6 protein-coding genes and 1 rRNA gene are annotated in these 11,273 nt (G+C 71.5%); 1 reads left to right on the forward strand and 6 read right to left on the reverse strand.

What is annotated here, in order from left to right:
* Position 1: 1 nt before the first annotated feature.
* Together CRP27_RS04925 and CRP27_RS04930 are read right to left on the reverse strand one after the other, a co-directional pair.
* Complete coding sequence (locus CRP27_RS04925) at positions 2–991, reverse strand: ABC transporter permease (RefSeq protein ID WP_097179548.1); 990 nt, start codon at positions 989–991, stop codon at positions 2–4.
* A gap of 28 nt (positions 992–1,019) precedes the next feature.
* Positions 1,020–2,702 (reverse strand): ABC transporter substrate-binding protein, encoded by a 1,683-nt coding sequence (locus tag CRP27_RS04930; RefSeq protein WP_097179549.1) that lies wholly within the window; start codon positions 2,700–2,702, stop codon positions 1,020–1,022.
* A 127-nt stretch (positions 2,703–2,829) separates the two neighbouring features.
* Here CRP27_RS04930 and CRP27_RS04935 point away from each other — a divergent pair, with 127 nt between their 5' ends.
* Positions 2,830–5,382 carry a glycoside hydrolase family 2 protein gene (locus tag CRP27_RS04935; RefSeq protein ID WP_097179550.1) on the forward strand — a complete coding sequence of 851 codons (2,553 nt, stop codon included), beginning with the start codon at positions 2,830–2,832 and terminating at the stop codon, positions 5,380–5,382.
* A gap of 145 nt (positions 5,383–5,527) precedes the next feature.
* Here the strand turns inward: CRP27_RS04935 and CRP27_RS04940 are convergent, their stop codons facing one another.
* The 4 genes from CRP27_RS04940 to rrf form a co-directional block, all read right to left on the reverse strand.
* Positions 5,528–7,687: an alpha-galactosidase gene (locus CRP27_RS04940; RefSeq protein WP_255257434.1), complete on the reverse strand. Its 2,160-nt coding sequence runs from the start codon at positions 7,685–7,687 to the stop codon at positions 5,528–5,530.
* Complete coding sequence (locus tag CRP27_RS04945; protein ID WP_255257435.1) at positions 7,684–9,699, reverse strand: beta-galactosidase; 2,016 nt, start codon at positions 9,697–9,699, stop codon at positions 7,684–7,686. Before CRP27_RS04945 ends, CRP27_RS04940 begins: the two co-directional genes overlap by 4 nt.
* Positions 9,700–9,810: 111 nt before the next feature.
* A complete protein-coding gene (locus CRP27_RS04950; RefSeq protein ID WP_097179552.1) occupies positions 9,811–10,959 on the reverse strand; it encodes an ROK family transcriptional regulator in 1,149 nt (382 codons plus the stop codon).
* 85 nt (positions 10,960–11,044) lie between these two features.
* Positions 11,045–11,161, reverse strand: a 5S ribosomal RNA gene (gene rrf / locus CRP27_RS04955).
* Positions 11,162–11,273: the final 112 nt, after the last annotated feature.

Genomic DNA, 11,273 nt, shown 5'->3' on the forward strand with positions numbered 1-11,273 from the left:
CCTAGCTCCGGGCCCGGGTGCGCGGGTCGATGAGCCCGTAGAGCAGGTCGACGACGAGGTTCGCGCCGAGGACCGCCAGGGTGATGAACAGGAAGATGCCCTGCATGAGCGCGTAGTCGTTGTTCGTGACCGCGGACAGGAGCTTCGAGCCGATGCCCGGGTACGAGAACACCTGCTCGGTGACGACGGACCCGGACACGATGAACCCGAGGGAGATCGCGAACCCGGCGACCGACGGCAGCACGGCGTTGCGGGCGGCGTAGTTGCGGAGGACCTTGCCGTGCGGCAGGCCCTTCGCCATCGCCGTGGTGATGTAGTCCTCCGACAGGGTGGACACCATCATGTTCCGCATGCCGAGCAGCCACCCGCCGAGCGAGGCGAGCACGATCGTCGCGGCGGGGAGCACCCCGTACTTGAGCGCCGACACGAGGAACTCGCCGTTGAACCCCGGTGTGAGGGTGACGTCGTAGCCGCCCTGCGCCGGGAACAGGTGGATCCCGGTCGCGAAGAAGTACACGAGGATGAGCGCGAGCCAGAAGTACGGCACCGCGGCGAGCAGGGTGGTGGCGGGCACGAACGAGTCGAGCCAGGTGCCCGGCCGCCAGCCGACGAAGGCGCCGAGGGCGACCCCGATCACGGCGGCGAGGACGGTGGCGATGCCGACGAGGGCGATCGTCCACGGCAGGGAGCTCCCGATGACCTCGGTCACGGGTGCCGGGAAGTAGCTCACCGACACCCCGAGGTCACCGCGGAACACGTTGCCCAGGTACTGGCCGTACTGGGCGAGGATCGGTTCCGAGGTGTTGCCACCGAGGAGCAGCTCGTACGCCTGCCGGGTCGCCGGGGTCACCTGTCCGCCGCGCTGCTGGAGCTTGGCGAGCAGGATGTCCACCGGGTTCCCGGGCAGGAGCCTGGGGATGATGAAGTTCAGCGTCAACGCCGCCCAGAGGGCCACGATGTAGAAGCCGATCTTTCGCAGGAAGTAGTGCATACGAGCGCTCCTCGGTCGCAGTCCGCCGTCAGCCCTTGGCGGGCTTGAGCGCCTTGAAGATCTCGGCGTTGTCCGGGCTGGCCCAGACCGCCGGGAAGGCGTACAGGTCGTCCTTCGTCGGCCAGCCGGTGAACTTCGCCGCGTGGAACTCGCTCGTCGTGCCACCGGTCATGATCGGGATGTACGGCATGTCCTCGACGACGTGCTGCTGGATGACGTCGAGCTCGGGCTGGGTCGCTGCGGTGTCGTCCGGGTTGATCGTCGCGAGCTTCGTGAGCGCGGCGTCGACCTCCGGGTTGCTGTACCGGGCGATGTTCATCGGCGCTGCTTCGCCGACCTTGGCGGTGTTCGCGGTCGAGAAGTAGTTGTTGTACAGGTAGTACGGGTTCGCGGTCGGGCCCTGGCCGAGCGAGTCGATCGCGAGCTGGTACGTGCCCTTGGTCTTCTTGTCGGTCCACTCGTTCCAGGACGACTGCTGCGCCTTGAGCTCGATGCCGGCGGCTTTGAGCTGCTGCGTCATCGTGTCGATCGCGGTGATGTAGTCGGTCCAGCCGGTGACGACCTCGACCGTCAGGGACAGCTTCTTGCCGTCCTTGGCGTAGATGCCGTCGGCGCCCTTGGTGTACCCGGCGCCCTCGAGCGAGGCCGCTGCGGCCTTGGTGTCGGCACCGTCCGGCAGCACGGCCGGCTCGATGTCCTTCGAGATGGTGTCCTTCTGCGTCGTGGTGAGCGCGAAGGTCGGCGAGATCTCGCTGGCCGTGTTCGAGAACGCGAGCGAGTTGAGCTGCTTGCGGTTGATGGCGTCGGCGATCGCGTGGCGGACGGCCGGGTCGGTCTGCGGGCCGGTGCAGCCCATCGCGGTCGACGAGCAGGTCAGCAGCGCCATCTGGTTCTGGCCGACGGTGATGCCGTCGTAGCCCTGGTAGTGGCCGGGGATGTCGTCCATGTTCGGCACCGGTCCGGTCTGCCAGTCGATCGAGCCCTGCGACAGGGCGTCGGCGCCGGCGGTGTTGCCGGACAGCGACAGGTAGCGGATGGTCTTCACGGCCGGGGCGCCGTCCCAGTACTTCTTGTTCGCCTCGAGGGTGAAGGCCTGCGCCTTGAAGTTCCCGAGCGTGTACGGCCCGGTGCCGACCGGCTTCCGGACGACGTCGGTCGTCGGGTCGATGTCCTTCCACAGGTGCTCGGGGACGATCCAGGTCTTGCCGAGCAGGTTCGGGCCGAGCACGAACGACGGCTTGGCGAACGTCACGACGACCTTGTCGTCGCCCTCGGCCTTCGCGGTGCCGTCGTACCCGATCGAGTTGAGGGCCTTCTGCTTCTTGAGCATGTCGAGCGTGAAGACGACGTCCTTCGAGGTGAAGGGCTGTCCGTCGCTCCAGGTGGCGCCGTCGCGGAGGGTGATCGTCAGCTGCGTGCCGTCACCGTTCCACTCGTACGACTTGCCGAGGAGCGGCTTCGGGTCGTTGTTGTTCACGTTCGTGATGAAGAACAGCGACTCGTAGATCGTCCCGACGCCGCCGATGTTGGACGGCGACCACGGGTTGAAGTTGATCTGGTAGTCGCCGGACTGTCCGGTGTAGGCGATGAGGGTCGAGTCCGAGGCGCCGGTGCTGGCGGTGCCGCTGGAGCTGCAGCCGGTCAGCGCGAGGCCGGCGGCGAGGAGAACGGCCGCGCCGATGGCGAGCCGTGAACGGGTTGGGTTGAACATCGTTGTCCTCTCGGTCTGCGTCGTCGCAGGTTCCACGTTGTGAGCGTGATTGTTACACGCCTAAACTAAGTCGGTCAAGGGGTCGCGTCACGACCCCGCGGACAGACCCCGACGATGAGGAGACGCGATGGAGCGGACCACCCTGGACGGCACGTGGACGGTCGAGGCGGTGACCGGGCCGGACGGATCCGAGCGGCACCGCGACCCGGTCGAGGCGCAGGTCCCCGGCTGCGTGCACACCGACCTGCTCCGGGCGGGGCGGATCCCCGACCCGTTCGACGGCGACAACGAGGCCGCGACGCAGTGGATCGGCGACACCGTCTGGCGCTACCGCCGCACCTTCGAGTGGCGCGCCCCGGACGAGACGCGCCACGACCTCGTCGCCGACGGACTCGACACCCTGGCCACCATCGAGGTGAACGGCATCGTCGTCGCGACGACCGCGAACCAGCACCGCTCGTACCGCTTCCCTGTCGGGCACCTGCTCCGGCCGGGCACGAACGAGGTCGTCGTCACCTTCGACGCCCCGGTCCCCGCCGCCGAGCGCCTGTCCGCCCTGCACGGTGGCGAGCTCCCCCACGTCAACCACCACCCGTACAACGCGCTGCGCAAGAACGCGTCGAACTTCGGGTGGGACTGGGGCATCGACGTCGCCACGAGCGGCATCTGGAGGTCGATCGGCATCGAGTCGTGGAGCGGCGTCCGCATCGCGGCCGTGCGCCCCCTCGTCGACGTGGACGGCACGACCGGCGTCCTCACGGCGCACGTCGACGTCGAGCACGCCGGTTCCACCGGCGCCTTCGCGCAGGCCATCGGCAGCGCGCCCGTCACGTCCGCGGATGGTGACGGCACGGTCGGACTGGAGGCGCGGATCACCGTGGCCCCGCACCGCGCGTCCGCAGCGTCGGCCGGTTCCGACACCGTGCCTCCAGGCCGCGCAGCGTCACGACCGGTGGTCGACGGCTCGGCGACCGTGCGCCTGGAGGTCCCCGACGTCGCGGTCTGGTGGCCGCGCGGCGAAGGCGACCAGCCGCTGTACGACGTCCGCGTCGCAGTCGGCGACGACGTCTGGACCGGTCGCGTCGGGTTCCGCACCGTGACCCTGGACACCGCGGCCGACGCCGGTGGCGCGCCGTTCCTGCTCCGGGTGAACGACCGCCCGGTGATCGTCCGCGGGGCGAACTGGATCCCGGACCACGCGTTCCTGACCGAGATGACGCCGGCGCGGTACGCGGCGCGGATCGACGACGCCGTCGAGGCGAACGTGAACCTGCTCCGGATCTGGGGCGGCGGGATCTACGAGTCCGAGGACCTGTACGACCGGTGCGACGAGCTCGGGATCCTGGTGTGGCAGGACTTCCTGTTCGCGTGCGCCGCCTACGCCGAGGAGCCCTGGCTCGCCGACGAGGTCGAACCCGAGGTGCGCGAGGCCGTCACGCGCCTCAGCCCGCACCCGTCGCTCGTGGTGTGGAACGGGAACAACGAGAACCTCGTGGCGTACGCCGAGTGGGGATGGCGGCCGTCGCTCGTCGGCCGGACCTGGGGCAACGGGTACTACCGGTCGCTGCTGCCGTCCATCGTCGCGGAGCTCGACCCGACCCGGCCGTACACGCCCGGGAGCCCGTTCTCGTTCGACGAGTACCTCACGCCGAACGACGAGCGCAACGGCAGCGTGCACATCTGGGACGTCTGGAACCGGCTCGACTACCGCGCCTACGCCGACTGGCAGCCGCGGTTCGTGGCCGAGTTCGGGTTCCAGGGACCGCCGGCGTGGTCGACGCTGGCCGCCGTGGTGCACGACGAGCCGCTCGACCCGGACGGCCACGAGATGCTCGTGCACCAGAAGGCCGACCAGGGCAACCGGAAGCTCGCCGACGGGATGCGCGGGCACCTGCCGACGCCCGCTCCGGACTCGGCGTGGCGCATCGAGGACTGGCACTTCGCCGCGCAGCTCAACCAGGCGCACGCGATCCGGTTCGGGATGGAGTGGTTCCGCTCCCGGACGCCGGACAACACCGGGATGATCGTGTGGCAGCTCAACGACGACTGGCCCGTGGTGTCCTGGGCGCTCGTCGACCACGCGGGCATCCGGAAGCCGGTCTGGTACGCGGTGCGGCACGCGTACCAGCCGGTGCTGCTGACGCTGCAGCCGGGTTCCACCGGCGCGTCGTCGCTCGACGTCGTCCTGGTGAACGCCTCGGGTGCGCCGGTGTCCGACGAGGTCACGGTGGCCAGGGTCGCGTTCGACGGCACCGTCCTCGAGTCGTCGTCGTTCCCGCTCGCCGCCGGTCCCGCGTCCTCCGATCGTGCGACGCTGCCGGACGCGCTCGCGGTCCCCGGCGACGCCGCGTCCGAGGTGCTCGTCGTCACGGGTGCCGGCACCCGCACGGTGTTCGACCTCGCCGAGGTCGTCGACCAGGTGTTCGCGCCGTCCCCGCTCGTCGCGTCGGTGGAGTCCACCGCGGACGGCGCACGGGTGACCGTCAGGGCGACGTCGTACGCCCGCGACGTGTCGCTCTTCCCGGACCGGGTCGACGCCCGGGCCCGCGTGGACGAGGGGCTCGTGTCGTTGCTCGCCGGGGAGTCGGTGGTGTTCACGGTGACGGGCGCTCCCGGCATCGACACCGCGGCGCTCACGGGCCCGCTCGTGCTCCGGCACGCAGCCCAGCTGCACCCCTGAGGCCGGCCGCCGCGCGGCCGGGGGCGCCGCCGGGCGCCGAGTCTCGCGCCCAGCGACCGATCTCGTGGCTTCGAGCCCGAGATCGGTCGCCGGGGCCGAGTCTCGCGGCCGGTCGACCGGGCCGGTCGACCGGGCCGGCAGCCGGTCAGAGCGCCTGGACCTCGAGCACGAGGGCCGTGCCGGGTGCGAGGGCGAGCATCCGCACGCCGACGTCCTCGAGCACGGCGCCGGAGAGCTCCAGGCTCCCCCGCTCGAGCCACGGCGTCCTGGTCACGTCGACGCCCTTCGGCACGCGCAGCCCGGTGACCGGTGCGATCCGGTAGCGTCGCGCCCGGTCGAGCCCTCGGAGCCGGAGCGGCACGGCGAGCGACCGCGGCCCGGTGACGGTCCGGGCGACCCGCACGAGCGCACGGTCCCGGTCCGCCCCGACGACCAGGGTGGCGTCGAGCCCGGGGTCCCCGAGGTCCAGGTGGTGCACCCGTCCGGAGTGCAGCAGCCCGCGCTCCCGCTTGTACAGCGCCGTCCACTCCCGCAGCCGGTCGAGCTCCGCGGGACTGCACCGCGTGACGTCGGTCTCGATGCCCGCGCTGCCGAACAGCGACACCGCCATCCGGAAGTCCAGGTCCAGGTGCCGCCCGGTGGTGTGCGAGACCTCCGGGCCGACGTGGGAGCCGATGAGCTCGAGCGGCAGCAGGAGCTCCGTCCACCGCTGGATCGGCAGGCGTTCCATCGCGTCGTTCGAGTCCGATGCCCACACCCGGTCGGTGCGGTCGAGCACGCCGAGGTCGACCCGGGCGCCACCGGAGGCGCACGCCTCGATCTCGAGCCACGGGTGCCGTCGGCGCAGCTCGTCCATCACGGCGTACACGCCCCGGGTGTGGGCGTCGAGGCCGACTCGGCCAGCGTGCACGGTCTGCACGACGTCACGGTTCTGGTCCCACTTCACGAAGTCGACGTGGTGCTCCCCGATCACCGCCGACATCCGGTCGAGCACGTGCTCCCGGACGTCCGCGCGGGCGAAGTCGAGCACGTACTGGTGCCGCCAGGTCCGGTTGCGGTCGGGTGCCTGCAGGAACCAGTCCGGGTGCGCCAGCGCGAGGGCCGACACCGGGCTGACCATCTCCGGCTCGAACCACAGCCCGAACTCCATGCCGTGGGACCGGACGCCGGCGACGAGCGGGCCGAGGCCGTCCGGCCAGACCTCGGCGTCGACGGTCCAGTCGCCGAGCGCGGTGGTGTCCGAGCGGCGACCGGTGAACCAACCGTCGTCGAGGACGAACCGTTCGACCCCGACGTCGGCGGCGACACGCGCCAGGGCGAGGAGCGGTTCGAGCTCCTGCCGGAAGTACACGGCCTCCCACGTGTTGAGCACGACCGGCCGCGGGGTCCGCGGGTGCCCGGGCCGGGCGCGGAGGGAGTCGTGCGACCGCGCGGCCAGGCCGTCGAGCCCCGCGTCGCTCCACACGAACACGGTGTCCGGCGCGCTGAACGTCTCCCCGGGCGCGAGCACGATCTCGCCCGCGCGCAGGAGTTCCCCGGCGCCGAGCACCGGCCGGGCCTCGGCGAGCCGGTCGTACCGGTGCACACTGTCCGCGCTCCACGCCGGGTGCACCGCCCACAGCTCACCCGTGGTGTCGTCGAAGCCGGCGGTGCCGAGCACCGTGAGCGTCGGCGCGTCGTGGCCGGTCCGGCCGCGGCGGCTCTCCCGCACGTGCACGCCGTCCGTCATCGCCCGACGCTGCGGGGTGCGCTCGCGCGTCCACCGTCCGGCCAGGTCGAGGACCTCCGCCACGCGCTCCCCCACGGGCAGCACCGCCTCGAGCGCCTGCACCTCGACGGTCCCCGTGCCGGTGTTCGTCAGCGCGTGCCGGACGCGCAGCACGCCGGCGCCGTCGAGCACGAACGCGCTGCGCAGCGACACGTCGTCCGACACGGCGTCGACCGTCAGGACGCGATCGTCGGCGGTCACGACGACGTCGCGCCACACCGGCACCAGCGGGCGCCCGTCGACCTGTCCGGCGAGGGCTGGTCGGCCCTCCCACCCGTCGTGCTCGGTCGGCAGCACGGTCAGCGGCCACGCGGCGTCGAACGCACTCGGCGAGACGGCCCGCGCGAGCGCCAGGACGAGGTCGTCGGCGTCCTCGGGCACGACGTCACCGACGTCGCGACCCCAGTGCAGCACCTCGGGCAGTCCGTCGACCCGGGCGGCGACCACGAGGCTCGTCCCCGCGGCGCGCAGCACGTGCACCCGCACGGCGGATGCGGGCACCGCGGTGGTCGCCTCCTCGCCGTCCAGCACGGTCACGCCGTCGCCGCCTCGAGCAGGACGCGGACGCCGCCAGCGGGCACGACGGTCTCCGGGCCGTGCCCGGAGCCGTCGAGCAGGTCGGTCCCGGCGGCCGTCAGGGTGACGTCGTCGAGGCGGTGGTTCAGGAGGAACAGGATCCCGGTGCCGTCCTGCCGGACGCGACGCACTGCCTCCAGGCCGGGAGGCGCGGTGACGGTCCGCGCGATCGCTCGCTCCTCGACGATCCGGTCCACGATCCGCTGCACGCCGTCCGCGTCGAGCATCGCCGAGACGTACCAGGCGCCGCCGCCGGCGGCGCGGCGCGTGACCGCCGGCCGGCCCGCGAGCGGGCCGTCGACGTGGCGGAGGACGACCTCGGCGTCCTCGACGACGAGGTCCTCGGCCCAGTCGGTGACGACGGTGCCGTCGTCGAGCAGGACCCGGTCGTCGCGCTGCAGCGGGGTGAACTCCTCGGCCCGGACGCCGAGCACGTCCCGGAAGGCCCCCGGGTAGCCGCCGGTGCGGACGCGGGCGGTCTCGTCGACGATGCCCGAGGCGTAGGTGACCAGGAGCGTCGCGCCCCGGTCGACCACGGCGCTGATGCGTGCGGCGGCCGCGTCGTCGACGACGAAGAGCGTCGGCAGGACGACCACGTCGTACCCGGAGAGGTCGGCGTCGATCGGGACGACGTCGGTGAGGACCTGGCGCCGCCAGAACGCGGTGTGCCACGCGCGGAGTTCGTGGCCGTAGCGGAGCCCCCGGTGCGGCTTCAGCCCGGACTGCAGCGCCCACCCGGACGGCTCGTCCACGACGATCGCCACGCGTGTGGGTTCGACCGGCGCACCCTTGACGGAACCGAGCGCCCGGAGTGCCCGGCCGAGGGCGCAGACCTCCCGCCAGACCCGGCTGCGGGTGCCGGCGTGCGGGAGCATCGCGGAGTGGAACTGCTCGGCGCCGGCCGTCGAGGCGCGCCACTGGAAGAAGAGCGCCCCGTCGGAACCGCGGGCGACGTGCGCGAGCGAGTTCCGCAGGATCTCACCGGGCTCCTTCGCACGGTTCCGCTGCTGCCAGCTCGGGCCGCCCGTCGAGTGCTCCATGAGCAGCCACGGGGTGCGGTCCCGCGTGATCCCGCGCATCCGGTCGGCCGAGGCGGCGAGGTCCTCGGCGCGGTCGGGGTCGTCGACGAGGGTGTAGTGGTCGTTCGCCGGGATCGCGACGTGCTTCGCCCACTCGGCGTAGTCGACGACCTGCGAGCCGGCGCCGACCATGAAGTTCGTGGTGACCGGCACCTCGGAGTGCTGCTCGATGACGGCGCGCTCGGCCTCGTAGTGGGCGAGCAGCGCGTCGGACGAGTACCGCTCGAAGTCCAGCGCGAGGCCGGGGTTCGGGGCGCCGCCGACCCCGCGGGGCGGGGAGACCTCGTCGAAGGACGTGTAGGTGTGCCCCCAGAAGGCCGTGCCCCACGCGGCGTTCGCGGCGTCGACGGTCTGGTACTTCGCGCCGAGCCACCGCCGGAAGTCCGCCGCCGACACCTCGCAGTGGCAGCGGCCGTTGCCGCCGCCGAGCTCGTTGCTCACGTGCCAGAGCCGCACGGCCGGGTGCTGCCCGTACCGTGCGGCGATCGCGTCGACGATCCGGAGCGCGTGTTCGCGGAACACCGGGGACGCAGGGCACCACCCGAGCCGACCGCCCGGGCGTTCGCGGCGCTCGGTCGCGTCGACCGGCAGGACCTCCGGGTGGGCGGTCAGCAGCCAGTTCGGCGGGGCTGCGGTCGGCGTTGCGAGGTCGACCGCGATGCCGTTCGCGTGCAGGAGGTCGAGCACCTCGTCGAGCCACTCCCACGTGTACTCCCCCGGGGCGCGCTCGAGCAGAGCCCACGAGAAGACCCCGACCGTGACGAGGTTCACGCCGGCCTCGCGCATGAGCCGGACGTCCTCGTGCCAGACCTCGCGGGGCCACTGCTCGGGGCTGTAGTCACCGCCGAACGACAGGTCCTCGGTGGGCCAGGGCACGGAACGGGCAGGGGTCACGACATCTCCTTCGACGGTGGACCCGAACAGCATCCCGCCCGTCGAAGGTGTTTGTCAACTTGCGTAACTAAGTCGCGCGTCGTTCGTTGCTCGTTGCTCGTCGCTCTCCCGTCAGAACCGCAGGAGTCTCCGCACGGCGAGCACGGCCGCAGCCCGAGCCCACTCCGAGAACTCGAACGGCTGCACGACCACGGTGACCGCCGGTTCGTAGGGACGGAGACCGTTCCGGAACGCCGCGTCGACCTCGGCCCGGGCGATGTCGTACACGGGCAGGCCGTCACCGGTCAGGACGATCGACTCCGGGTCCACCAGCGTGACCACGGTGGACAGGAGGACCCCGAGGGCCGTGCCGGCATCCCGGAAGGCCTGGAGTGCTGCCTCGTCCCCCGCGCGCGCGAGGTCCACGACCGCGGTGTAGTCGGTGTCCTCGTGGCCGGCGTTCCGCGCGATGATCGAGCTCGGCAGGTACCCGGACACGCAGCCCTCGTGCCCGACACCGCAGTCCGGTCCCCCGCCGTACACCGGCAGGTGCCCGACCCGACCGAAGCGGCCGTGGGCGCCCTCGGAGACCTCGCCGTTCGTGACGAGGCCGAAGCCCACACCGGCACCCACCGTGACGAGTGCCATCGATCCCACGCCTGCGCCGGCACCGATCCAGTGCTCCTTGGCCGTCAGGGCGTCGACGTCGTTGACCGTGAAGGTCGTCAGCCCGGTCCGTGCCTCGAGCATGGACGACAGCGGGACGTCCCGCCAGCCGAGGAACTGCGAGACCTCGACCACGGTCACACCGTCACGGGTGACCACGTCGCCGGGGACCGAGACACCGAGCGAGCAGATCGCCGGCGAGGCTGCCCGCAGGCGCTCCATGACCTCCGCCACCTGTTGCACGAGCGCCTCGGGAGCGGTGTCGCGCAGCGTCTCCTCGTGCAGGGCCAGGACGCGTCCCGCGAGGTCCGTCACCGCGGCGTACATCCGGTCCTGGGTGAGCTTCACCCCGAGGAACTCCCACACGCCCTCACTCGTCCGGAGCAGCTCCGACGGACGGCCCGTCGCACCCCGGACGTCCGTGCCGACCTCGATGACGAAGCCGTGCTCCTGGAGCGTCCGGACCGCGCGGGTGAGGCTTGCCCGGGACAACCCCAGCGCACGCGCGATCTCCGCACGCGAGAGCACGCCGTGCACGAGGATCTCGCGCAGCGCCGACCGGGTGGCGTCGGTCAACACCGGCCAGGCGGCTGCACGGGCGAGCTGGTTGGTCATCGGCTGATCCTATTGCCAGTCCGTCGTGAACGCAGAAAACCCCTGACCAGTGCTGGTCAGGGGTTCCCTGGTGTTACTACGTTAAGTCCGGCGGCGTCCTACTCTCCCACAAGGTCCCCCTTGCAGTACCATCGGCGCTGAGAGGCTTAGCTTCCGGGTTCGGAATGTGACCGGGCGTTTCCCTCTCGCTATGACCACCGGAACACTGTCGACCATGATCTGGTCTCAAACATGTTCTCAGCTGTAGCTGAAGTATTCAGTTTGATTCCCGATCGTCTGTCGGGAACCACAAAGTGGACGCGAGCCCCACACCG

It is taken from the genome of Curtobacterium sp. 314Chir4.1, assembly GCF_900215175.1.
GTDB classification, from domain to species: domain Bacteria; phylum Actinomycetota; class Actinomycetes; order Actinomycetales; family Microbacteriaceae; genus Curtobacterium; species Curtobacterium pusillum_A.

Bases quoted from the DNA above. Each gene is read 5' to 3' on its own strand.
- CRP27_RS04925 (WP_097179548.1), bottom strand. From the start codon at position 991: ATGCACTACTTCCTGCGAAAGATCGGCTTCTACATCGTGGCCCTCTGG.
- CRP27_RS04935 (WP_097179550.1), top strand. From the start codon at position 2,830: ATGGAGCGGACCACCCTGGACGGCACGTGGACGGTCGAGGCGGTGACC.
- CRP27_RS04930 (WP_097179549.1), bottom strand. From the start codon at position 2,702: ATGTTCAACCCAACCCGTTCACGGCTCGCCATCGGCGCGGCCGTTCTC.
- CRP27_RS04950 (WP_097179552.1), bottom strand. From the start codon at position 10,959: ATGACCAACCAGCTCGCCCGTGCAGCCGCCTGGCCGGTGTTGACCGAC.